Origin of the sequence: Pseudomonas wadenswilerensis, from assembly GCF_024749185.1 — a bacterium.
Classification (GTDB): Bacteria; Pseudomonadota; Gammaproteobacteria; order Pseudomonadales; family Pseudomonadaceae; genus Aquipseudomonas; species Aquipseudomonas wadenswilerensis.
Genome location: NZ_CP087191.1, coordinates 512,067 through 535,526 on the forward strand (window position 1 = coordinate 512,067; position 23,460 = coordinate 535,526).

General features: G+C 62.9%; 23 protein-coding genes. 16 read left to right on the plus strand and 7 right to left on the minus strand.

The window, feature by feature from the left end; translation table 11 throughout:
* Position 1 precedes the first annotated feature (1 nt).
* The 9 genes from LOY45_RS02275 (at position 2) to LOY45_RS02315 (ending at position 9,266) form a co-directional block, all read left to right on the plus strand.
* Positions 2-622: an NUDIX domain-containing protein gene (locus tag LOY45_RS02275; RefSeq protein WP_115089142.1), complete on the plus strand. Its 621-nt coding sequence runs from the start codon at positions 2-4 to the stop codon at positions 620-622.
* On the plus strand, positions 613-1,065 hold the full coding sequence (locus LOY45_RS02280) for a DUF1249 domain-containing protein (protein ID WP_045193762.1): 453 nt from the start codon (positions 613-615) through the stop codon (positions 1,063-1,065). Before LOY45_RS02275 ends, LOY45_RS02280 begins: the two co-directional genes overlap by 10 nt.
* 84 nt (positions 1,066-1,149) lie before the next feature.
* Entirely contained in the window at positions 1,150-1,965 is an 816-nt protein-coding gene (gene cpdA, locus LOY45_RS02285; RefSeq protein ID WP_115089140.1) for a 3',5'-cyclic-AMP phosphodiesterase, read from the plus strand.
* 103 nt (positions 1,966-2,068) lie between these two features.
* Positions 2,069-2,677, plus strand: coding sequence for a YqiA/YcfP family alpha/beta fold hydrolase (locus LOY45_RS02290; RefSeq protein WP_115089138.1), 609 nt, complete (start codon positions 2,069-2,071; stop codon positions 2,675-2,677).
* Between the two features lie 36 nt (positions 2,678-2,713).
* Positions 2,714-4,618 carry a DNA topoisomerase IV subunit B gene (gene parE / locus LOY45_RS02295; protein ID WP_115089136.1) on the plus strand — a complete coding sequence of 635 codons (1,905 nt, stop codon included), beginning with the start codon at positions 2,714-2,716 and terminating at the stop codon, positions 4,616-4,618.
* On the plus strand, positions 4,615-5,601 hold the full coding sequence (locus LOY45_RS02300; protein WP_115089134.1) for an esterase-like activity of phytase family protein: 987 nt from the start codon (positions 4,615-4,617) through the stop codon (positions 5,599-5,601). The genes parE and LOY45_RS02300 overlap by 4 nt, the downstream gene beginning before the upstream one ends.
* The gene (locus LOY45_RS02305) at positions 5,598-6,116 is read left to right on the plus strand and encodes a retropepsin-like aspartic protease family protein (protein ID WP_038997467.1); all 519 of its coding nucleotides are present in this window, start codon (positions 5,598-5,600) and stop codon (positions 6,114-6,116) included. The genes LOY45_RS02300 and LOY45_RS02305 overlap by 4 nt, the downstream gene beginning before the upstream one ends.
* A gap of 10 nt (positions 6,117-6,126) precedes the next feature.
* A complete protein-coding gene (gene parC / locus LOY45_RS02310) occupies positions 6,127-8,385 on the plus strand; it encodes a DNA topoisomerase IV subunit A (protein ID WP_115089132.1) in 2,259 nt (752 codons plus the stop codon).
* 176 nt (positions 8,386-8,561) lie between these two features.
* The gene (locus LOY45_RS02315) at positions 8,562-9,266 is read left to right on the plus strand and encodes a PqiC family protein (protein WP_115089130.1); all 705 of its coding nucleotides are present in this window, start codon (positions 8,562-8,564) and stop codon (positions 9,264-9,266) included.
* Positions 9,267-9,470: 204 nt separating this feature from the next.
* Here the strand turns inward: LOY45_RS02315 and LOY45_RS02320 are convergent, their stop codons facing one another.
* Positions 9,471-10,973 (minus strand): HAMP domain-containing protein, encoded by a 1,503-nt coding sequence (locus tag LOY45_RS02320; RefSeq protein ID WP_115089128.1) that lies wholly within the window; start codon positions 10,971-10,973, stop codon positions 9,471-9,473.
* Between the two features lie 135 nt (positions 10,974-11,108).
* Here LOY45_RS02320 and serB point away from each other — a divergent pair, with 135 nt between their 5' ends.
* Positions 11,109-12,323: a phosphoserine phosphatase SerB gene (gene serB / locus LOY45_RS02325; protein WP_134064532.1), complete on the plus strand. Its 1,215-nt coding sequence runs from the start codon at positions 11,109-11,111 to the stop codon at positions 12,321-12,323.
* A 100-nt stretch (positions 12,324-12,423) separates the two neighbouring features.
* On the opposite strand, the gene asd is transcribed toward serB, so the two are convergent.
* Genes asd through LOY45_RS02340 form a run of 3 tightly spaced genes read right to left on the minus strand, consistent with a single transcriptional unit; the run spans position 12,424 to position 15,689 of the window.
* On the minus strand, positions 12,424-13,287 hold the full coding sequence (asd, locus tag LOY45_RS02330) for an archaetidylserine decarboxylase (protein ID WP_115089122.1): 864 nt from the start codon (positions 13,285-13,287) through the stop codon (positions 12,424-12,426).
* A gap of 9 nt (positions 13,288-13,296) precedes the next feature.
* Positions 13,297-14,106, minus strand: coding sequence for a rhodanese-like domain-containing protein (locus tag LOY45_RS02335; RefSeq protein WP_115089120.1), 810 nt, complete (start codon positions 14,104-14,106; stop codon positions 13,297-13,299).
* Positions 14,107-14,153: 47 nt separating this feature from the next.
* Positions 14,154-15,689, minus strand: coding sequence for an HDOD domain-containing protein (locus tag LOY45_RS02340; protein ID WP_258578692.1), 1,536 nt, complete (start codon positions 15,687-15,689; stop codon positions 14,154-14,156).
* Positions 15,690-15,820: 131 nt separating this feature from the next.
* On the opposite strand from LOY45_RS02340, the gene motA reads away from it, so the two are divergent.
* Together motA and motB are read left to right on the plus strand one after the other, a co-directional pair.
* On the plus strand, positions 15,821-16,672 hold the full coding sequence (motA, locus tag LOY45_RS02345) for a flagellar motor stator protein MotA (protein ID WP_115089116.1): 852 nt from the start codon (positions 15,821-15,823) through the stop codon (positions 16,670-16,672).
* A 3-nt stretch (positions 16,673-16,675) separates the two neighbouring features.
* A complete protein-coding gene (motB, locus tag LOY45_RS02350) occupies positions 16,676-17,698 on the plus strand; it encodes a flagellar motor protein MotB (RefSeq protein ID WP_258578693.1) in 1,023 nt (340 codons plus the stop codon).
* Positions 17,699-17,760: 62 nt separating this feature from the next.
* On the opposite strand, the gene LOY45_RS02355 is transcribed toward motB, so the two are convergent.
* Both LOY45_RS02355 and rsgA read right to left on the minus strand, forming a co-directional pair.
* Positions 17,761-18,243, minus strand: a complete 483-nt coding sequence (locus LOY45_RS02355; RefSeq protein ID WP_115089112.1) for a TIR domain-containing protein — start codon at positions 18,241-18,243, stop codon at positions 17,761-17,763.
* Positions 18,244-18,501: 258 nt separating this feature from the next.
* Positions 18,502-19,533, minus strand: a complete 1,032-nt coding sequence (gene rsgA / locus LOY45_RS02360; RefSeq protein ID WP_115089110.1) for a small ribosomal subunit biogenesis GTPase RsgA — start codon at positions 19,531-19,533, stop codon at positions 18,502-18,504.
* 91 nt (positions 19,534-19,624) lie between these two features.
* Between rsgA and orn the strand changes: the two genes are divergently transcribed.
* Together orn and LOY45_RS02370 are read left to right on the plus strand one after the other, a co-directional pair.
* Positions 19,625-20,167: an oligoribonuclease gene (orn, locus tag LOY45_RS02365; RefSeq protein ID WP_115089109.1), complete on the plus strand. Its 543-nt coding sequence runs from the start codon at positions 19,625-19,627 to the stop codon at positions 20,165-20,167.
* Positions 20,168-20,267: 100 nt separating this feature from the next.
* A complete protein-coding gene (locus LOY45_RS02370; RefSeq protein WP_038997454.1) occupies positions 20,268-20,879 on the plus strand; it encodes a trimeric intracellular cation channel family protein in 612 nt (203 codons plus the stop codon).
* A gap of 123 nt (positions 20,880-21,002) precedes the next feature.
* Here LOY45_RS02370 and queG read toward each other — a convergent pair whose 3' ends face one another.
* Positions 21,003-22,076 (minus strand): tRNA epoxyqueuosine(34) reductase QueG, encoded by a 1,074-nt coding sequence (queG, locus tag LOY45_RS02375; RefSeq protein ID WP_258578694.1) that lies wholly within the window; start codon positions 22,074-22,076, stop codon positions 21,003-21,005.
* A gap of 62 nt (positions 22,077-22,138) precedes the next feature.
* Here queG and LOY45_RS02380 point away from each other — a divergent pair, with 62 nt between their 5' ends.
* The gene (locus LOY45_RS02380; protein ID WP_233673537.1) at positions 22,139-22,999 is read left to right on the plus strand and encodes an NAD(P)H-hydrate dehydratase; all 861 of its coding nucleotides are present in this window, start codon (positions 22,139-22,141) and stop codon (positions 22,997-22,999) included.
* Positions 22,987-23,457, plus strand: coding sequence for a tRNA (adenosine(37)-N6)-threonylcarbamoyltransferase complex ATPase subunit type 1 TsaE (tsaE, locus tag LOY45_RS02385; RefSeq protein WP_115089103.1), 471 nt, complete (start codon positions 22,987-22,989; stop codon positions 23,455-23,457). Before LOY45_RS02380 ends, tsaE begins: the two co-directional genes overlap by 13 nt.
* Positions 23,458-23,460 lie beyond the last annotated feature (3 nt).

A 23,460-nucleotide genomic window follows, 5' to 3' on the forward strand; every position in this document is an offset into this window, starting at 1 on the left:
CATGTCAGACACGTTCAACAACGCAACGCCCGGCAAGGTCGAGATCATCGATCAGGTCAATTGCTACAAGGGCTTTTACCGGCTCGACAAGGTGCGTCTGCGCCACGAGCTGTTTGCCGGAGGCATGGGCCGCGAGATCAGCCGCGAGCTGTTCGTGCGTCACGATGCTGTGTGCGTGCTGCCTTACGATGCCCAGCGCGATGAAGTGGTACTGATCGAGCAGTTCCGGGTCGGCGCCATGGGCAAGGTCGAAAACCCCTGGCTGATCGAACTGGTCGCCGGTCTGATCGACAAGGACGAGCAACCGGAAGAAGTTGCGCACCGCGAAGCCGAGGAGGAAGCTGGGCTTGTGTTCAGTACGCTGTGGCCGATGACCCGATATTTTCCGTCACCGGGTGGCAGCGACGAGTTTGTGCATCTTTATCTGGGCCGTTGCAGCAGCGTTGGGGCCGGAGGCCTGCACGGGCTGGAGGAAGAGGGCGAGGATATTCGCGTCAAGGTCTGGGCGTTCGAGGATGCGCTGCAGGCCGTGCGCGACGGCAAAATTGCCAACGCGGCAACCATCATTGCCTTGCAATGGCTGGCCTTGAACCGCGCTGAAGTAAGGGGGCTATGGTCGTGAATCTGCTGCGCGAGCGCTACCGGGTCGATCTGGTCGGGTTGCAGGCTGCCTGCGAGGCCAACTATGCGCGCTTGATGCGCCTGTTGCCCGACATGCGCAGCACCCAGAGCTCGCGCCGGATCGGCATGACCCAAGGCGACCAGATGCTCGGCGTCCTGGTTCTCGATGTAGTGCTCGCCTGCCCCTACACCACTACCCTGCGCGTGCGCCAGGAGCACAGCTTGCCCTGGCTGCCGGTGCCGCAGCTGGAGGTGCAGGTCTACCACGACGCGCGCATGGCCGAGGTGGTCAGCGCCGAGCACGCCCGGCGTTTTCGCAGCATCTATCCGTACCCCAATGCCGCCATGCACCAGCCGGACGAAAAAGCCCAGCTCAATCTGTTCCTCGGTGAGTGGCTGAGCCATTGCCTGGCCTGTGGCCATGAGCTGGCCGTCGTTCGCTGAAATGTGATGGCGGTCGTTTTCGAGTATTTGCGCAAAGCCCGCCAGCCGCCATAATCGCGCTGAATCCGTTCAAGGAGTCGGCCCTTGCCGCAACCATCGATCCCACTTCGCGACGCGCCGGTGTACCTGGTGCAACTGACCGACAGTCATCTGTTTGCCGACCCGCAAGGCACGCTGCTGGGCATGAACACCCGCGACAGCCTGCAGCGCGTGATTGAACGGGTGCGCGACGAGCAACCGCGGATCGACCTGGTGCTGGCCACCGGTGACCTGTCCCAGGATGGCTCGGTGGAGTCCTACACCTGTTTTCGTGACCTGACCGCCAGCCTCCAGGCCCCGGCACGCTGGCTTGCCGGCAACCATGACGAACCGTTGCCGATGGAGCAGGCGACGCAGGGCACCGCGCTGCTCGATCCCGTGGTGGATATGGGCAACTGGCGAATTCTGATGCTCAACTCGGCAGTGTCGGGTTCGGTGCCGGGGTTGCTCGATGACGGGCAGCTCCGCTTGCTTGAGCAGGCCTTGAGCGAAGCGCCCGAACGCCATCACCTGATCTGCTTCCATCACCAGCCGGTGCCTATCGAATGCGCCTGGATGGCGCCGATCGGCTTGCGCAACGCTGATGCGCTGTTTGCCGTACTCAAAGGTTATCCACAGGTGCGCGCCTTGCTCTGGGGGCATATCCACCAGGAATGGGACCAGGTTCGCGACGGCGTGCGGCTATTGGCCTCACCGTCGACCTGCATCCAGTTCGAGCCGCGCAGTGAAGACTTCAAGGTTGGCGAGCAGGCCCCCGGCTACCGCTGGCTGCGCCTGCAGCCGGATGGCTCGATCGACACCGGCGTGTCGCGGGTGACTGGCTTCGAATTCACTGTCGATTACGAAGGCGACGGCTACTAGAGTGTTGCCAAATCGCTGAAACTGCTCCATCTGCTGTCGAACAGGCTAAAATGCGCGCTTTCCTGCCTGGCGTTCCAGGCACTCAAGGCGCATCGGGGGCGGCATGTCGGGTTCGATTCTCTATATTCACGGGTTCAACAGCGCGCCGTCGTCGAAGAAGGCCTGCCAGCTGGTAGCGGTCATGGAGCAGTTGGGGCTGGGCGAGCGTCTGCGGGTGCCGGCTCTGCATCATCACCCGCGCCAGGCCATCGCCCAGCTGCAAGCTGCCATTGCCGAGCTCGAATCGCCATTACTGGTCGGCAGCTCGCTCGGCGGCTACTATGCCACCCATCTGGCCGAGCGCCACGGGCTCAAGGCCCTGCTGATCAATCCGGCGGTCAACCCGCACCGGCTGTTCGACGGCTACCTGGGACCCCAGCAGAACCTCTACACCGGCGAAACCTGGGAACTGACCCTGGACCACGTGCAGGCCCTGGCCGAACTGGAAGTGCCAGCGCCGATCGATGCTGGGCGCTTTCAGGTGTGGCTGCAAACCGCCGATGAAACCCTGGACTACCGCCAGGCCGAGCAGTTCTACCGCGCCTGCGCGCTGCGCATCCAGGCCGGTGGCGACCATAGCTTCCAGGGTTTTGCCGAACGCTTGCCGACCCTGCTGAGCTTTGCCGGTATTGCCCCGCAGCAGTATCAAACGCTCGATTTTTCTGTATTTTGATAACCTATTTTCACCCACGACTGACGACGAGAACCCATGGCCATTCCCAGCGCTAGTGCCTATAACGCAGACGCCATCGAAGTCCTCTCCGGCCTTGACCCGGTGCGCAAGCGCCCGGGCATGTACACCGATACCAGCCGGCCGAACCACCTGGCCCAGGAAGTGATCGACAACAGTGTCGACGAAGCCCTGGCCGGGCACGCCAAGTCGGTGCAGGTGATCCTCCACGCCGACCATTCCCTGGAAGTGTCCGACGATGGTCGCGGCATGCCGGTGGACATCCACCCTGAAGAAGGCGTCTCCGGGGTCGAGCTGATCCTCACCAAACTGCACGCCGGCGGCAAGTTCTCCAACAAGAACTACCAGTTCTCCGGCGGTCTGCACGGGGTCGGTATTTCGGTGGTCAACGCCTTGTCCAGCCAGGTGCGGGTCAAGGTCAAGCGCGACGGCAACGAGTACCAGATGACCTTCGCCGATGGCTACAAGGCCACCGAGCTGGAAGTGGTCGGTAGCGTTGGCAAGCGCAACACCGGCACCAGCGTGTATTTCGCCCCCGACCCGAAGTATTTCGATTCGCCGAAGTTCTCCATCAGCCGCCTCAAGCATGTGCTCAAGGCCAAGGCCGTATTGTGCCCGGGGCTGCTGGTCAGCTTCGAAGACAAAGGCACCGGCGAGAAGGTCGAGTGGCACTACGAAGACGGCCTGCGTTCCTATCTGGTCGATTCGGTCAGCGACTACCTGCGCCTGCCCGACGAGCCGTTCTGCGGCAGCCTGGCCGGCAACAAGGAAGCCGCCGACTGGGCCCTGCTGTGGCTGCCCGAAGGCGGCGACAGCGTCCAGGAAAGCTACGTCAACCTGATTCCCACGGCCCAGGGCGGTACCCACGTCAACGGCCTGCGCCAGGGCCTGCTCGATGCCATGCGCGAGTTCTGCGAGTTCCGCAACCTGCTGCCGCGCGGCGTCAAGCTGGCGCCGGAAGACGTCTGGGAGCGCATCAGCTTCGTGCTCTCGATGAAGATGCAGGAGCCGCAGTTCTCCGGGCAGACCAAAGAGCGCCTGTCCTCCCGCGAGGCCGCCGCGTTCGTTTCCGGCGTGGTCAAGGATGCCTTCAGCCTGTGGCTCAACGCCCACCCCGAGCTGGGTATGCAACTGGCAGAACTGGCGATCAACAACGCCGGCCGGCGTCTGAAAGCGAGCAAGAAGGTCGAGCGCAAGCGCGTCACCCAGGGCCCGGCACTGCCTGGCAAGCTGGCTGACTGTGCCGGGCAGGACCCGATGCGCGCCGAGCTGTTCCTGGTCGAGGGTGACTCGGCAGGTGGTTCGGCCAAGCAGGCGCGTGACAAAGAGTTCCAGGCCATCCTGCCGCTGCGCGGCAAGATCCTCAACACTTGGGAAGTCGATGGCGGCGAAGTGCTTGCCAGCCAGGAAGTGCACAACATTGCCGTGGCCATTGGTGTCGATCCCGGCGCTGCCGACATGAGCCAGCTGCGTTACGGCAAGATTTGCATCCTCGCCGACGCCGACTCCGACGGCCTGCACATCGCCACCTTGCTTTGCGCGCTGTTCGTCCAGCACTTCCGCCCGCTGGTCGAGGCTGGCCATGTGTATGTAGCCATGCCGCCGCTGTACCGCATCGACCTGGGCAAGGAAATCTACTACGCCCTCGACGAAGCCGAACGCGACGGCATCCTCGACCGCCTGGTGGCCGAGAAGAAACGCGGCAAGCCGCAGGTCACTCGATTCAAGGGCCTGGGTGAGATGAACCCGCCGCAGCTGCGCGAGACCACCATGGACCCGAACACCCGGCGCCTGGTCCAGCTGACCCTGGACGATCTGGACGGCACCCGCGAGATAATGGACATGCTGCTGGCCAAAAAGCGCGCCGGCGATCGCAAGAGCTGGCTGGAATCCAAAGGTAACCTGGCCGAGGTCCTGGCTTGATACGTCTGGCCCTGACTGCAGCACTGGCGCTGTTGACGCTTCCCGCACTGGCAGCGCCGTGGCCTGAACTCAAGCTGGTCGCCGAGCACCCGGTCGAAGGCATGCGCGGCGGCAACCTGTCCGGCTTGAGCGAATGCCGTGGCGGCCTGTGGGCGGTTTCTGACCGTGACGACGAGCTGCTCTACCGCCTGGATACCTCGGCCTCCGTGTGGCAAGCGCAAGCGCTGCACATGGAGGTACCACCGGTACCGGAAAGCGGCTTGCCGTGGGGCTTGCGTTCGCGTACCTGGGCCGCTTCGCAGGTGCGCGGCGGCGAGCTGGATTTCGAAGGCCTGAGCTGCGATGCCGCCGGCAATCACTATCTGGTCAGCGAAGCCCATGCGGCAGTGCTGCAGGTCCCGGTGGAGGGCGCGCCCAACTGGCTGAAGATCGACTCGAGCATGGTCCGCCAGGCGCGGGCCAGCGGCATGTTGTTGCATTTCAACGCGCTGTTCGAAGGCCTGGCGGTGAGCCCGGCCGGTGACCGTATCTGGCTGGCGGCCGAGCGCGAGCGCCGTGGCCTGCTGTTGATCAATCGCCAGCAAACCACCTGGAACTGTGGCAACGGCTGCGTGCTGCTCAGCGAAGCCGGGGTCGAGATGCAACCGCCGCAGATGGCCAAGCCGCGCCCGGTCGCGCGGGACTTTGCCGACCTGGCGCTGTTCAACGACAAGCTCTTTACCCTGGAACGCAATGCCTACCGGATCTGCCGGCGGGACGCGCAGACTGCCAAGGTCGAACGCTGCTGGTCATTTGCCGCCGATGCCCTGGCCGAACCTCGGCGTTACTCACAACCCTTTGGCTTGGCCGAAGCGCTGGTGATCGATGACAAGGGCGCCTGGATCGGCCTGGACAACAACGGTGCGACCCGCCAGGACGGCGAATCGCGACCGATCGTCTGGCGCTTTGCCGCGCCGGCCGGTGGCTGGAGTGCCAAATCGTGAGCCAGCCGCCGGGCAAGCGTGCAGGCCGGATACTGCTGATCCTCGCCTGGGCGGCCGGTCTGTTCCTGGCCACGCGCTTTTTCGGCGAGTGGGAACAGCGTCAGGCCAACCCCAATGCCGTGGTCACCTCGCAACATGGCGAGGGTTACATCGAAGTGCAGCTGGCCGGTAATGGCCAGGGACATTTCGTCGCCGATGGCCGGATAAACGGTCAGACGGTACATTTTCTGCTCGATACCGGGGCGACCGACGTGGCGATTCCCGAAGCCCTGGCCGGCAAGCTTGGCCTGGAGCGCGGTGCGCCGGTGATGCTGAGTACCGCCAATGGCCGCACCCAGGGCTACCGCACGCGGCTGGATCAGCTGCAACTGGGCGATATCCTCCTGCGCAATGTGCGCGCGCTGGTGGTGCCGGGGCTGGATGGCGAACAGGTATTACTGGGCATGAGTGCCCTGAAACAACTCGAATTTACCCAGCGTGGCGGCACCTTGCTGCTGCGCCAGAACCTGAAATGATGAGGCCCGCATGAGCGACTCCCTTGATCTCAGCCTCGATGGCGTAGAGCGCCGGTCACTGGCTGACTTCACCGAACAGGCCTACCTCAACTACTCCATGTACGTGATCATGGACCGGGCCTTGCCGCATATCGGCGACGGCCTGAAGCCGGTGCAACGGCGCATCGTCTACGCCATGAGCGAACTGGGCCTGGACGCCGACTCCAAGCACAAGAAGTCGGCGCGTACCGTCGGTGACGTGCTCGGCAAGTTCCACCCCCATGGCGATTCGGCTTGCTACGAAGCCATGGTGCTGATGGCGCAGCCGTTCAGCTACCGCTACACCCTGGTCGATGGCCAGGGCAACTGGGGTGCGCCGGACGATCCGAAGTCCTTCGCTGCCATGCGTTACACCGAGGCACGCCTGTCGCGTTACTCAGAAGTGCTGCTCAGCGAACTGGGCCAGGGCACGGCAGACTGGGTGCCGAACTTCGACGGTACCCTCGACGAGCCTGCGGTGCTTCCGGCGCGTCTGCCGAACATCCTGCTCAACGGTACCACCGGTATCGCCGTGGGCATGGCCACCGACGTGCCGCCGCACAACCTGCGCGAAGTCGCCTCGGCCTGCGTGCGTCTGCTCGATGAGCCCAAGGCCACGGTCGAGCAGCTTTGCGAGCATATCCAGGGCCCGGACTACCCGACCGAAGCCGAGATCATCACCCCGCGCGCCGAGCTGTTGAAAATCTACGAAAGCGGCCGTGGTTCGGTGCGCATGCGCGCGGTGTATCGCATCGAGGACGGCGATATCGTCGTCACCGCGCTGCCGCACCAGGTCTCCGGGGCCAAGGTGCTGGAGCAGATCGCCGCACAGATGCAGGCCAAGAAGCTGCCGATGGTCGCCGACCTGCGCGACGAGTCGGACCACGAGAACCCGTGCCGAATCGTCATCATCGCCCGTTCCAACCGGGTCGACCTCGACGAGCTGATGCAGCACCTGTTCGCGACTACCGACCTTGAGTCCAGCTACCGGGTAAACGTCAACATCATCGGTCTGGACGGCCGCCCGCAGTTGAAGAACCTGCGGGCGCTGCTGGTCGAGTGGCTGGAATTCCGCGTGCAGACGGTGCGCCGCCGACTGAAATTCCGCCTGGACAAGGTCGAACGCCGCCTGCACCTGCTCGAAGGCCTGTTGGTAGCCTTCCTCAACCTGGATGAAGTGATCCACATCATCCGTACCGAGGACCAGCCAAAAGCCGCGCTGATCGCCCGTTTTGACCTGACCGAAACCCAGGCCGAGTACATCCTCGAGACGCGTCTGCGCCAGTTGGCGCGCCTGGAAGAGATGAAGATCCGCAACGAGCAGGACGAGCTGGCCAAGGAACAAGCCAAGTTGACCGCCCTGCTCGGCAGCGAAACCAAGCTGCGCAAGCTGGTACGAGCCGAGCTGATCAAGGATGCCGAAACCTATGGCGACGACCGCCGTTCGCCAATCGTCGAGCGTGCCGAAGCCAAGGCCCTGTCGGAAAACGAGCTGATGCCGACCGAGCCGGTCACCGTGGTGCTGTCGGAGAAGGGCTGGGTGCGTTGCGCCAAGGGTCATGATATCGACGCCACGGGGTTGTCGTACAAGGCGGGCGATGGCTTCAAAGCCGCCGCCGCCGGGCGCTCGAATCAGTTTGCCGTGCTTATCGACTCCACGGGCCGCAGCTACTCGCTGGCCGCCCATACCTTGCCATCGGCTCGTGGCCAGGGCGAGCCGCTGACCGGCCGGCTGACGCCGCCGCCGGGCGCGAGCTTCGATTGCGTGCTGTTGCCTGAAGATGACGCCCTGTATGTGATCGCCTCCGACGCCGGCTACGGCTTCGTGGTCAAAGGCGAAGACCTGCAGGCCAAGAACAAGGCCGGTAAAGCCCTGCTCAGCCTGCCGAATGGCGCCAAGGTCATTGCGCCGCGGCCCGTGGCCGACCGTGAGCATAACTGGCTGGCAGCGGTGACCACCGAAGGTCGGCTGCTGATCTTCAAGATCAGCGACCTGCCGCAGCTGGGTAAAGGCAAGGGCAACAAGATCATCGGTATCCCGGGTGACCGGGTCGCCTCGCGTGAAGAATTTGTTACCGATCTGGCGGTCATTCCTGACGGTGCGACGCTTGTATTGCAGGCCGGCAAGCGTACCCTGTCTCTCAAGGCCGACGATCTCGAACATTACAAGGGTGAGCGCGGGCGCCGTGGCAACAAGCTGCCCCGTGGCTTCCAGCGGGTTGACGCGCTGTTGGTCGAAATACCCGGATAAGCCGGGTTAGACAGCCTGAACGGGTATTTTCGTGCCCGTTCGCGGTTGAAACACTGGAGTCGAGCCGCTATTTCGCGGATGATAGGCTCCTTGCGGTACCAGCGTGGCTGTGTATCCAAACGAATCTATATGAGTATCACTGCGGTTTGCCTTGTGGCGACCGCCTGGATGGGATGATGAAATTTCTGCGCCTTCCGTTGGTTCTGCTGTGTGGCGTGCTCGGATTGGCCGGTTGCAGCATGCACCAGCCGGTATCCCTGTATCAGCTCGACAGCGGTGAGCCTGGCCAACCCAAGCAAAGCGCTGGCATGGCGGTGGTGCTCGGCCCTGTGTCGATCGCCGATTACCTGCAACGCGAGACCCTGCTGCAGCGTCAGGCCGATGGTAGCCTGACCGCAGCCACCGATGGCCGTTGGGCCGGTAGCCTGTCGGCAGACATCGACCAGTTGCTGGTCCGTCAGCTCGCTTGGCGCCTGGACAGCCAGCGCGTGGTCCTGGCCCCGGCCAGCACCGGCTTTACCCCGGATGTACAGGTTCTGCTGTCGATTACCCGCCTGGACTCCGGTACCAACCAGCCAGCGATCCTCGACGCCCAGTGGCGCCTGCTGGACCGCCGTGGCCAGGTCCGTGACAACCGCATCGTGCACCTGGAGCAACAGCACCAGGGTAGCGAGTCTGCCCAGGTTCAAGCCCAGGGCCAGTTGCTGCAAAAGCTCGCCGAGCAGTTGAGCATTGCCTTGAAGCCGCTGGCCAATCAGCCTGCAGTGGTTGAAGAACAACCGAAGAAGGCCGCGCCGGTTCAGGTGCGTAAAGAGCCGGAGAAATCGAAGATTCCTTTGGCTACGCCGATTCGTACTGATCTGGAAGTGTTCCGCTTCTGAGTCGAGTGGTTACAAAAAGCCCGCAGTGATGCGGGCTTTTTTGTGGGCGCTCATCCTACCTGTGGGAGCTGGCTTGCCAGCGATCGGCCGTGAAGCGGTCGTAAGTCAGCCAGCACGGGTCTGTCCTTATCGCTGGCAAGCCAGCTCCCACAGGTCAGCAATAAAAAAGCCCGCATCACTGCGGGCTTTTTGTGTAGCAGGGGCTCAGCTCTTGACCCGGCGCTCATGCATCCGCGCCAATTGCCGCTCCAGCATCGACGGATACGGCTCCATCAAGCGCTCGACACAGCAGGCGCCTTCGGGGCTGGCGATCGGGCGAATGCGCGCGCGCTGGCGCACCAGGGCATCGTCGCTGATCTTGCGCTCGACCAGCAGCAGGTTGCGGCTGTGCTGCGACAGGGCCAGGGCGTCCTGGGCCTTTTCAGTCAGCAGCAGGTCGATCTGGCTCAGGCCGTGCAGGTCTTCACCCAGGGCCAGGCCCAGTTGCAGCTGCAGGGTGATGCCGCTGTCAGCCACTTCGATCTGCAGGGCATGACCCAGGGCACGCAGCAGCTCGCCACAGCAGATGGCATTGGTGAGGTAGTCCTCGCCGCTGTCCTGGCTGTGGAACAACAGCAGGGTGCTGCCGTCGTTGAGGGTGTGCACTTCGCTTTCATACAGCGAGGCAGCCTGGTCGAGGCAGTCGCGGTAGCGTTCCAGCAGCTCGGTCAAGCGCGTGCGTGGCAGACGCCGTAGTTGCTCCTGGGAGCCCAGTTGCACCGCCAGCACGGCGCTGGCCTGTGGCTCGCGGTTGATCGGGGCAGCCGGGGCAGGGGCGGCGCTGTGGTCTTCGTCGAGCAGGTCGGCGAAGGCATCATCGCTGTCGTCATCCGCCGCAGGTTTTACCGGTTTGGCGGCCTTGCTCACGGCAGGTTGTTCGTCGAAGCTCGGGTCACGCAAGTTGCGCACTTCGAACTCCGGTTCATCCTCGTCAAAGGATTCTTCGGCTTCTTCTTCCGGCTCGACTTCCCGTGGCGGCGGGGCCAGGCGCGTGTGCAGCTGGCGCGCCAGGTCACCGATTTCATCCTGGCGCTCGATCGCCGGGGTGAACTCGTTGATGTCGCGCAGCCAGACCCGCAGCTGCAACAGCGGCGTGGAGATATAGCGACCCAGGCGCAGGCTCATGGCCAATGCCAGGGCCAGCAGGATACCGGCGAGGATGCCCATGCTCTGCAGGCTGATGGTCAGCGGCTGCTGGAACTGGCTCATGTCCAGGCTGATGCGCAGTTGCCCGGCAGTTACATCCTGGAAGGTGATCTTGGTCTGGTACAGGCCTTCGGCCTCGCCCAGCAGGCCGTTTTTCGGGCGCTGGCCGGCTTCGGCGAGGATCCGGTTGTCGACGCTGTAGATCGCCGCGTGGGCCACCAGCGGATTCTTCACCAGGTTGCCGAGCAGCACGTTGAGGCTGAGGATGTCGTTGGACACCAGCAGCTCGGTGGCCGAGGTAGCAGTCTGGGTGGTCAGGCTCTGCCCAAGGGCATCGGCTTGCTCATGCATGGCCTCCTTGAACTGCAGGCCCATCACGCAGGCGTAGATCACCAGCGCCAGTGCCACCAGGAACACGTTATGGCAGGCGATACGCAGCGCCAGCGGTATTCGGCGTTGGCGCAGGGCGTGGAAGATCAGCAGGAAGAAGTTGTCGGTCTTAACGGGCGTGGGCCGGTTCACAGAGCGCGGCTCTTTATGTCGGAGAAGTTGCTGCGCAGTATAGCGAGCGCTCAGGGGCGGGCAAAGTATCGACTGCGCCCGATGGTCAGCGAAAATCGGTAGAATGCGCTTTTTTTCAATGAGTCGGAGCCCGTCTTGCGCGAAATCGTTCTGATTAACATCACCGGTGAAGACCGCCCGGGTCTTACCGCGGCCATCACCGGCGTCCTGGCCCAGGGTGGTGTGAACATCCTCGACATCGGTCAGGCGGTGATTCACGACACCCTGTCCTTTGGCATCCTGGTCGAAATCCCGGATACCGAGAAGGCCTCATCGGTGCTCAAGAACATCCTGTTTGCGGGCTACGAACTCGACCAGCAGGTACGTTTTACCCCGGTTTCCGAAGCCGACTACCAGAATTGGGTCGAAGGTCAGGGCAAGGCCCGACATATCGTCACCCTGCTGACCCGCAAGGTCACTGCCGAACAATTGCAGCGCGTCAGCTCGATCACGGCCAAGTACGGTCTGAATATCGACCATATCGATCGCCTGTCGGGTCGTGTGGCACTGGATACGCCGGCTGAGCAGAGCAAGGGCTGCATCGAGTTCTCGGTACGTGGCGAGCCGGCTGATCCGCAGGCCCTGCGCGCCGAGTTCCTCAGCGTCGCCCAGGAACTGAACGTCGACATCGCCTTCCAGCAGGATTCGCTGTTCCGTCGCAACCGCCGCCTGGCGGTGTTCGACATGGACTCGACGTTGATCGAAGCCGAAGTCATTGACGAGCTGGCCAAGGCCGCCGGTGTAGGCGAGCAGGTTTCCGAAATCACCGAGCGGGCCATGCGCGGCGAGCTGGATTTCCGTGCCAGCTTCAAGGAGCGCCTGGCGCTGCTCAAGGGTCTGGACGTTGGCGTACTGGACGAGATCGGTGCTTCGCTGCGCCTGACCGAAGGCGCCGAGACGCTGTTCGCCGAGCTCAAGCGCCTGGGCTACAAGACGGCCATCCTCTCCGGCGGCTTCACCTATTTTGCCAAGCAACTGCAAGCCAAGCTGGGCATCGATTATGTGTTCGCCAACGAGCTGGAAGTGGTCGATGGCAAGGTAACGGGTGTGGCGGTCGAGCCGATCGTCGATGCCCAGCGCAAGGCCGACCTGCTTGGCGAGCTGGCGCGCAAGGAAGGCCTGCAGATGGAGCAGACCATTGCCGTCGGTGACGGCGCCAACGACCTGCCGATGCTGGCGATTGCCGGCCTGGGTGTGGCTTTCCGGGCCAAGCCGCTGGTCAAGCAGTCGGCCAAGCAGGCGATCTCGACCCTGGGCCTGGATGGTGTGCTGTACCTGTTGGGTTTCCGGGATCGCGACGGTCGCGTCTGACGGACCAGGCGTCACCGATTTGGTTTTACCGGCCTCATCGCGGGGCAAGCCCGCTCCCACAGGTATGAAAAAGCCCGCATTGATGCGGGCTTTTTCATTTTCAGGCTTGTGCCGGCAGTGCCAGGCGCTGGCCCATGCTCACCGCCGAGCCGGCGCCAAGTTCTTCGGCCCACTTCACTTGCTCTGGCCCGAACAGCACGACAGCAGTCGAACCCAGCTTGAAACGGCCCAGTTCGGCGCCTTTTTCCAGATGGATCGGCGCACGGCTGGCTTCGTCGTAGCGCACGGTTTTCAGTTCACGCTTGGGTGGCGTGACCAGCCCAGCCCAGACGGTTTCGATCGAGGCGACGATCATCGCGCCCACCAGCACCACGGCCATCGGCCCGCGTTCGGTATCGAACAGGCAGACGACTCGCTCGTTGCGGGCGAACAGTTCCGGAACGTTTTCGGCAGTGGTCTGGTTGACCGAGAACAGCCGGCCCGGCACGTAGATCATCTCGCGCAGGGTGCCGGCCAGCGGCATGTGCACGCGGTGGTAGTCCTTGGGCGACAGGTAGATGGTAGCGAACTCGCCACCCATGAACGGCGCGGCATTGGCAGGGTCGCCGCCCAGCAGTTCCAGGGCGCTGAAGCTGTGGCCCTTGGCCTGGAAGATGCGGCCGTGCTCGATCGGGCCGAGCTGGCTGACGGCACCGTCGGCCGGGCAGAGGATCGCCCCCGGGGTTTCGTCCAGCGGACGCGCACCCGGCTTGAGGGCGCGGGTGAAGAAGGCGTTGAAGTGCTCGTAGGCGGTGACGTCTTCGACCAGGGCCTGGGACATGTCCACCTGGTAGCGCTTGGCGAACCAGCTGGTGAAGGCGTTCTTGAACCAGCGCACGCGGCATTCGGCGATGCAGCCGGCCAGGCGCGAGAGCAGGTGGTGAGGCAGCAGGTACTGGCTGATGATGAACAAGCGGGATTTCATTAGGTTTCCTTAAACTTCGACAGGGGTGTCGGGGTGGTTGCCCCATTCGCCCCAGGATCCGGCATAGGCTTTGACCCGAGGGTAGCCCAGATGCTTGGCCACCAGGTAGGTAAAGCCGGAACGGTGATGAGTCTGGCAGTGGGTGACCACTTCCTTGTCTTTGCTGATGCCGAGCTGTTCGAGGATCTCGGGCATGTCCTTGCGGATGCGCAGGGCATCGTTCATGTCCATGCCGGCGGTCCACTCGAAATTGACTGCGCCGGGAATGTGCCCGCCCTTGGCAGCCAGGACTTTCTCGCCCCGGTACTCAGCCGGGCTGCGCGCGTCCCAGATCGCCAGGTCGGCGGCGCCGAGGCGGCTTTGCAGGTATTCGCGGGTGGCCGTTGGCTCTTCGTGCAGGGTCAGGTTGAGCGTGCCGCTGGCATTGGCCGGTACTTCAGTGCTGAGGGTGCTCGCCGGCCACGCCTGAGCGCCACCGTTGAGGTAGTGGTAACGGCAATGACCGATGACATCCAGCAACCAGATGAAGCGCCCGGCCCAGCCGCCGCCTTCGTCGTCATAGACCACGTAGACCGCATTGGCGTTATGGCCGAGCTCGGCAAACAGTTTTTCCAGGTCGGCCTTGGCCGGCAACAGGCCCGGCGCTGGAGGCTGGCCCAGCTGCGTCCGCTTCGGGTCGACGAAGCGTGCACCGGGAATATGCCCGCTGGCGTAGCGGTTAACGCTGGTCAGGTCGACCAGGATCAGCTCTGGCGCATCCAGCCGGGCTTGCAGGTCAGCCGGCTCGATTACCAGGGGCAAGCCAGAAAAGTCAGTCATCCAGAGTCTCCAGAGCGGAACAGAGGGGGGCGATTGTAGCGCATGGCTCAGGCGCTGCGGTTGCTGAAGGTGGTCAGGGCCCGCTCGATACATTGCGCAGTTTTGCCGAAGGCTTGCACGCTGACGTCCGCCAATGGCTTGCCGCCCTGGTCGGCGACCAGCAGCATCACCCCCCGGCCATTGCTCGACAATGAGCGCAGCAACAGGTGCTCGCTGCGAAACAGTGCGCGCAGGCTGGCCGGCAGCAGGGCCGAGAACTGGGCGTGGTTTTCCGGGGTCAGGCGCAGTTGCGCCGATTTGCTCAACAAGCGTTGCAGCAATTTGCTCTGGTCGATGGGCAGCACCAGGCTGGCGGCATCTGCCGGCACGCCGGCAATCTGATGGACCCGCAACTGGCTCTGGGTCTTGTCGGTCATCAGCAGCATCACCCGCTGCATGCCGCAGGCGATCAGGGCGTCGCGGGCAAGGGTGGTCAGGTGGATGGCATTGCTGAACGGGCTGGGCTCGGCCAGCAACTCGCCGCAGAGCTTGCGCCAGATACCCAGGGCTTGAGCCGAAGGGGGCGCAGGGGCGATCTGACCTTGGTGCAGGCGTTGCTGATGCCAAGGCCAGAGCAGGGATTCGGCCGGGTGGAACAGGCCTGGGCAGGCGTGATGACGGGCGCTGATCGCGGCTTGTTGGTGCACCAGTTGCTGCACGTCGTCCAGCGGAGTTTGCAGGTAAAGGCTGGTGAGCAATTGCCAGCGCTGCACGTGCGGATTGGTCCAGCCCACCTGCGCGGCCAGGGCCAGGCCGTTGGCCAGTAGCACGGTATTGGCCGGCTGATTGAACCAGCGGCGCAAGCTCGGCTGATCGTCGAGGTGCTGTTGCTGGTGCAGACTGTCCTGGTCACGGGCGATGAGGATCGCCTGGGCCAGTAACCGGCGCTCTTCCTGGAGCAAATGGTAACCGCGTGTTACCCAATCCGGCAGGCGCCAGTGTTCGGCCAGGGCCTTGCACAGGCTCATGACCCGGACGCCGAACAGCTCTATTTCCACCCTGGGTGCCGATTCGCCCCTATGCACCACGCGCAGCTCCCACTCATCAAGGAGCTTGGGATGAGTCAGCGCCAGCGGCCACAGCGGCGAGAGGAACAACAGGCTGCCCCAGTGGATCTCTTGCCACAGGCGCGCCAGGCGGCTGGCGAACAGGCCGTTGGCTTGCTGGCTGGCATGCTGGCTGACAACCTGCAACTGACGCAGGGTTGGCGCAATCTCGCCCTCGGGCATGGCCGGCAGGCGTTCCAGCAACTCCGCCGTGCGCGCCAGGCCCAGGCGGTTGAGCGCGACCTCCAGGCTCTCGGCTGCCTCGCCGGTGCTGGTATTGCTGTGGTGGTTGGCCTCACGCATGACACTGAGCACCAGTGCCGGGCTGTCCTGCATCAGTTCGGCGATGTCGCGCAACGAGCGGCGGCTATCGCCGATGGCGATTTTTACGCGCTCGTAACTGGGCAGCGGAACTGGCAAGCGTACGCTGTCGAGGAGCTTGACCCAGGCATCGAGTGTTTTTGGTGTTTGACTTGGCACGATGGTTTCAATAGGCATGCTGGAGGTAGGCCGAACTGGCTTTTCGCCTTGACTGACTATAGTCTGGCGCAGTTCTGCCGATAAGTAGAAGAAGAGTTTTTTTAACTTCCGCTCACGACCCTGACCACGACAGTAAGTGCTTTCTATCTATGGCTAAAATTATCGGCATCATCGTCGTATTCGCGAGTGTGCTCGGCGGATATGTACTTTCCCACGGCAAGATTGCGGCCCTGATCCAGCCTTTCGAAGTGCTGATTATCGGTGGCGCTGCATTCGGTGCGTTCCTCCAGGCCAACCCTGGCTATATGACCATGCATGTAGTCAAGAAGTCGCTGAAGATGTTCGGCACGCGTTTTACCCACACCTTCTATATCGAGGTGTTGGGCCTGGTCTACGAGATTCTCAACAAATCCCGTCGCGAAGGCATGATGGCGATCGAAGCCGATATCGAAGACGCCGCTGCCAGCCCGATTTTCGCCAAGTATCCGGCGGTACTGGGTGATGAACGCATGACCGCGTTCATCTGTGACTACCTGCGCATCATGTCCACCGGCAACATGGCCCCGCACGAGCTTGAGGGCCTGTTCGACATGGAATTGCTGAGCATGAAGGAAGAACTCGAGCACCCGTCCCATGCCGTCAACGGCATCGCCGACGGCATGCCGGGTTTCGGTATCGTTGCCGCGGTACTGGGGATCGTGGTGACCATGGCCTCGCTGGGCGATGGCGATCAGAAGTCCATCGGCCTGCACGTCGGTGCAGCGCTGGTCGGTACCTTCTTCGGTATTCTCGCCGCGTACGGTTTCTTCGGCCCGCTGGCCACGTCCTTGCGCCATGACGCCAAGGAAGAGCTGAACGTCTATGAGGCGATCAAGGCCTCGCTGGTGGCTTCGGCCTCGGGCATGCCGCCATCGCTGGCCGTGGAATTCGGGCGCAAGGTGCTTTTCCCTGCCCACCGCCCGAGCTTCGCCGAGCTGGAACAAGCAGTTCGCGGTCGCTAAGCCATGGAAAATAATCAGCCCATTATCGTCAAGCGCATCAAGCGCTTTGGCGACGGCCACCACGGTGGCGCCTGGAAGATTGCCTTCGCCGACTTTGCCACGGCGATGATGGCGTTCTTCCTGGTGCTGTGGCTGCTGTCGACGGCCACGCCCGAGCAGAAGATTGCCATTGCCGGCTATTTCAAGGACCCGATCGGTTTCTCCGAAAGCGGTACACCCTACATCATCGATCTGGGCGGTTCGCCCCAACTCGCCCCGGAAAAGACCATTAACCCGGAAGTGAAGTCCGAGCCGACACCTGACACCAGCCTGCAGCTGGACCAGGACAAGGTCGAGAGCATGGCCGAGCAGGTCGAGCGCGAGCGCCTGGAATTGCTGCTGCAGGAGTTGCAGAACAAAGTCGAAGAGAACCCGCAGCTGCAGAAGTTCAAGGACCAGATTCTCTTCGAGATCACCCAGGACGGGCTGCGCATCCAGATCATGGACGCCGAGAACCGGCCGATGTTCGACCTTGGCAGCGCGCGCTTGCAGCCGTACTTCGAGGACATCCTGCTGGCGATGGCCGATACCATCAAGGCGGTGCCGAACAAGATCAGCATCAGTGGCCATACCGATGCCAAGCCGTACGCCGGTACTGGTGACTTCGGCAACTGGGAGCTGTCGGCCAACCGCGCCAACGCGGCCCGTCGCGCGCTGGTCGCCGGTGGCTACCCGGATACCCAGGTGGCGCGGGTGGTGGGCTATGCCTCGTCGTCGTTGTTCGACCGGCAGAACCCGCTCAATCCGGTCAACCGCCGTATCGACATCATCGTCCTGACCAAGAAGGCCCAGCGCACCATCGAAGGCGAGCAGAACCAGCCTGCCGCCCCCGATGCCGCACAGCCAGGCACCGCGACGCCGGCACCGGGTGCAACGCAAGAGCAGGCCCCGGCGGCCGAGGCCGAGCCGATGCAGCCACGGGAGTTGCGTCAGAAGCTGAACATCTTCGAAGACGGCGTGTTGAAGATGGACGAAAACAAGCAGTAAGCCTGCTTGCGTGAAAACGCCCGTGCGCAGCGATGCCCACGGGCGTTTTTTTGCGCTACAGGCTAGAAGCCGCGGCGGATCTTGGCCTTCAGGTCGGCATGGAAGAAGTCGGCGTTGGAGCGGTTGGTGGCATTGGCCTCGCAGGCTTCACTGTCAATGGAGCGCTTGAAGGTCTGCTCGTCATGGTAGGCGCGAACGTACAGGTCGATGTGTTCGCGGTTGGTCATGGTTGGCCACTTTTCCAGATACGCCGGCAATGTAGCCTCTGCGCACTGGTAGAAGGCTACCCGGCGGTTGACCAGGGTGGCGGCGCCGAGCTGGAAGGGTACCCACCAGGCATCGGCGGTCTCGGGGGCGAGCACGGCGATCAGATGAGTGCACTGGCTGATGTTGCGGCGGATGATGCCGCTGATATCGTCGGTGGTCTGCTGTGCCCCACTGTCGAACAGGTCCAGTTGGGTACTGATGCCTTCGAGCTTGAGCCGTTCATTGATAATGAAGGCGTCCAGGCGTTCGCTGTGGCGATAACTGATAAAGACTGGCATCAGTAGTGCCCTCCCACGCTGGAGGGAGTGGCATCGATGCGCAAAAGCTGAATTGTCATGGTTGATTCCTTTCATACGCAGGGCATGGGTTGATTCGCTTCATGGCGGCGAATCTTGAAAGGTGACAATCAGCGAAAGTCTTCCGGACAGCAAGGTACGACCAACAAACAAGATGCGCCCTACTTGTTTGGGTAAAAAGTCCTACAGGCTGGTCCTACAAAACAGCGGGTTGAGGCTCGTTTCCGAGCCCCATGCGTTTCAGTAGCTGTCTTGCGGCAGGCTGGCGATGATCGAGCGATAGCTGTTCATCCGCTGTTGTTGCACGCGGCCGTCTTCGAGGGCCTTGAGCAGGGCGCAACCGGGCTCGCGGTCGTGTTTGCAGTCGCGGAAGCGGCAGGTGCCGAGCAGGTCGGTGAACTCGATGAAGCCAGCTTCGACATCGGCGCGGCTGACATGGCCCAGGCCGAATTCGCGGATACCCGGGGAGTCGATCAGTTCGCCACCACCGGGGAAGTGGTAAAGACGGGCGGTGGTAGTGGTGTGGGTACCCTGGCCGGACCATTCCGACAGATCACCGACGCGGGTCTGCACTTCAGGTAACAGGCTGTTGACCAGCGACGACTTGCCAACCCCGGACTGTCCGACAAACACGCTGATATGGCCGTCGAGCTGTGCCTGCAACTGCGCCATGCCATTGCCGTGGTGGGCCGACACTTCCAGTAGCGGGTAGCCGAGCTGCCGGTACACCGCCAGCAATGCATTGAGTGCCGGAGCATTCTGCTCGTCGATCAGGTCCGCCTTGTTCAGCAGCAGCAAGGGCCGGATGCCGGCATGTTCGGCCGCTACCAGATAGCGGTCGATCAGGTTGGCATGAGGTTCCGGTGCCGGTGCGAAAACGATCACGATCAGGTCGACGTTGGCCGCCACCGGCTTGAGCTGGCCGCGGCTGTCCGGGCGGCACAACTCGGTGTGGCGCGGCAACTGCGCTACGATCACGCCAATGCCCTGGTTGCCCGCACGCCACACCACCTTGTCGCCAGTCACCAGCGCCGGCAGGTTTGCCCGCAGGTGGCAACGGAACACCTGGCCGGCAACGTCGCCGTCCTGGGCTTCGACTTCGACCTGCACGCCAAAGTGGGCGATGACCAGGCCCAGTTGTTCCGGGCCGAGGTCGCCGCCTTCGAGCTCCTTCAGGGTCTGTTGTTCGCGTTTGGCGGCGCGGGCAGCGCGTTCACCCTGGATTTTTTCGATGCGCCAGTTCTGGCGTCGATTGAGCTGGCGTTTGGCCATGAAGGTTCCGTGTTCGGGAGGCAATATTTAACGGCGGGGAGTTTAGCACGCTCCACTAGGCTAAACTGCGCACCTACCGAGGAGCAGAATCATGCAGAACCCACAGAACCTGATCTGGATCGACCTGGAAATGACCGGTCTGGATCCGGATCAAGACGTCATTATCGAAATGGCCACCATCGTCACCGACAGCGACCTCAACACCCTGGCTGAAGGCCCGGTGATCGCTATCCACCACAGTGACGAGGTGCTGGCGCGCATGGATGAGTGGAACACTCGCACCCACGGCGCCTCCGGCCTGACCCAGCGGGTCAAGGACAGTAAGGTCAGCATGGCCGAAGCCGAGGCCCGGACCATCGCCTTCCTGGAGCAGTGGGTAGCGAAGGGCAAGTCGCCGATCTGTGGCAACAGCATCTGCCAGGACCGCCGGTTCCTCTACCGCCACATGCGCAACCTGGAAAACTACTTCCACTACCGCAACCTCGACGTTTCGACCCTCAAGGAACTGGCGGCACGCTGGGCCCCGGAAGTGCGCGACAGCTTCAAGAAGGGTGGCACCCACCTGGCACTCGACGATATTCGCGAGTCGATCAACGAACTGCGCCATTATCGCGAGCACTTCATCAAGTTCTGAGTGCAGCGCCGCCGGCTTGTACAGACAATCCGCGCGGCGCCCCCTTTTGGTGCCTGTGGCAACTGGTTAGACTGCGCGCCCCTTTGCACGGATCTGCGCCATGTTGTTGATGCTCTACCTCATTGCTATCACCGCCGAAGCCATGACCGGTGCACTGTCTGCTGGCCGTCGCGGCATGGACTGGTTCGGTGTGGTGCTGATCGCCTGCATCACCGCTCTGGGTGGTGGCTCGGTGCGCGACGTGCTGCTGGGGCATTACCCGCTGACCTGGGTCAAACACCCGGAATACTTGGTGCTGACCAGTTTCGCGGCGCTGATGACCATCTTTATTGCACCGCTGATGCGCCACCTGCGCTCGCTGTTCCTGGTGCTCGATGCCCTGGGGCTGGTGGCCTTCACCCTGATTGGCTGCATGACCGCGCTGGAAATGGGCCAGGGCATGCTGGTGGCATCGATCAGCGGGGTGATTACCGGGGTGTTTGGCGGCATTCTTCGGGATATCTTCTGTAACGATATTCCGCTGATCTTCCGCCGCGAGTTGTATGCCAGTGTGTCGTTCGCGGCGGCCTGGTTCTATCTGGGGTGCGTGTACTTCAATGTGCCGGGCGAGCAGGCGATTTTGCTGACCTTGTTTGGCGGCTTCCTGCTACGGCTGCTGGCGATTCGGTTCCATTGGGAGATGCCGAAGTTTCATTACAACGACGAGCATTGATTTGCTTGTGCCGGCCTCATCGCTGGCAAGCCAGCTCCCACATAGCCCCTGACCGGTCTCAATAATGCAACCCGCCTGGTCCCCTGTGGGAGCTGGCTTGCCAGCGATGGCCGCGCCGCTGATTCAGCCAGCCTGCCGCTCGGCATGCTGCGCCAACGCCCACTCCACATGCTCACGCACCAGCTCCGACGGAAAATCCTGCCGCGCCTTGAGCGCCTCCAGTACCTGGATAGTCGACGGCGCATTGCCCAAGCCCACCGCCAGGTTGCGCAACCAGCGCTCATAACCGGCACGGCGCAGCGGTGAGCCTTCGGTGCTGTCGAGGAAGGTCTGCTCATCCCACATGAACAGCTCGGCAAGCCCGGCGCTATCGAGGTTGTGCCGGGGCTTGAAGTCGCTCTCGCCGGTAGGGCGGGCAAAACGGTTCCACGGGCAGACAATCTGGCAGTCGTCGCAACCGAACACCCGATTACCGATCAACGGTCGCAGCTCTTCGGGGATCGCGCTTTTCAGCTCGATGGTCAGGTACGAGATACAGCGCCTGGCATCCAGCACATACGGGCCAACAAAGGCCTGGGTCGGGCAGATGTCCAGGCAGGCGCTGCAGCGCCCGCAATGTTCGCTGGCCTGCGGTGGGTCGACCGGCAGCGGCATATCGACGAACAGTTCGGCGAGAAAGAAGTAACTCCCGGCCTTGCGATTGAGCAGCAGGGTGTTCTTGCCGATCCAGCCCAGCCCGGCCTGCTCGGCAATGGCCTTTTCCAGCACCGGGGCGCTGTCGACAAAAGCACGAAAGCCAAACGGGCCTATGTCCTTCTGGATGCGCTCGGCCAGGTGTTGCACGCGTTTGCGCACCAGCTTGTGGTAATCGCGACCCAGGGCGTAACGGGAGATGTAGGCCTTCTCCGGTTGGGCCAGTTGCTGGGCCATGCGTGTGTCGCCCGGCAGGTAGTCCATGCGCAGCGAGACCACGCGCAAGGTGCCTGGCACCAGCTCATCCGGGTGCGAGCGTTTGCTGCCGTGGGCGCCCATGTAGTCCATTTCGCCGTGGTAGCCGGCTTCGAGCCAGCGTTCCAGGTGTTTTTCGTGCTCGCCCAGGTCTACCCCGGCGATGCCGACATGGGCAAAGCCAAGCTCTCGGCCCCAATCCTTGATCGATTGGGCCAGTGCGGGTAGGTCGGGGGCAGAAGCAGGCATGGGAATAAGGCAATACGGACTCAGGTGCGTATAATTCTGCCAGACATCAGAGCCTTTGACCCATGCCTCAGACCAAACACCCCACAAACGAGCCGCATCGGCTCACCAGCGTCACCCTTGCGCCCCTGGCGCCACGTCATGCCGGCGCTCATAAAGGCGACTTCGGCCATGTGCTGGTGGTCGGTGGTGATCGCGGTACCGGCGGCGCGGCGCTGCTCAGTGCCGAAGCCGCTTTGCGCTGCGGTGCCGGGCTGGTGTCGCTGGTTACCCGGCCTGAGCATGTGCCCGCGGCCATGGCCCGCTTGCCCGAGGTGATGAGCCTGGGCGTGCATTCGGCCAATCAATTGATGACGCCGATCGAGCGGGCTTCGGTGCTGGTGGTTGGCCCTGGCCTCGGCCAAGCGGCCTGGGGGCGCAGCCTGTTGTCGGCGGTGTCCAGCAGCCAGGTGCCACAGGTGTGGGACGCCGATGCCCTCAACCTGCTGGCTTGCACGCCCTTGCCGCTGCCCAAAGGCAGCATCATTACCCCGCATCCGGGGGAGGCCGCTCGTCTGCTTGGTGTATCCACCGAAGCCGTGCAGGCCGACCGGCCTGGCGCGGCGCGCAAACTCGCGCGCAAATATGCGGTCGTATGTGTGCTGAAAGGCTCTGGCACCCTGGTGGCCGATCCGGCGGGGCAACTGGCGCTCTGCTCGCGTGGTCATCCGGCGATGGCTGGCGCCGGCCTGGGTGATGTGCTCAGTGGTGTGCTCGGCGCCTTGCTGGCCCAGGGCATGTCGGCCTGGGAAGCGGCCTGCCTGGGCGTCTGGCTGCATGCCTGCGCCGGCGAGCGCCTGGGCGTTCAGGGCCGTGGCCTGGCGGCCAGCGATATGGCCCCGGCAATTCGTCAGTTATTGGAGGAGCATTCAGCGTGTCTGGCATAACCCTGTTTTTGGCCGATGAAGAGGCCATGGTCCACTTCGGCAACCGCATTGCCGAAGTGACCCAAGGTCACGGCGTGATTTTTCTCGAAGGGGACCTGGGGGCCGGCAAGACCACCCTGTCGCGAGGCATTATTCGTGGCCTTGGGCACCAAGGCGCAGTAAAAAGTCCTACCTTTACAGTGGTTGAGCCTTACGAGATTGGCGACATCCGCGCCTTCCATTTCGACCTCTACCGTCTGGTCGATCCGGAGGAGCTGGAGTTCATGGGCATCCGCGATTACTTCGAAGATGACGCCCTGTGCCTGTTCGAATGGCCCCAAAAAGGGGCGGGCATTTTGCCAAAGCCCGACCTGACCATTACCATAAGCCCCCAGGCGAGCGGTCGTTCGCTCAACCTGTCGCCGCAGGGGGCACGTGGCGAAGCCTGGTGTGCCGCTCTGGCCTTGGAATTCAAATAGAAA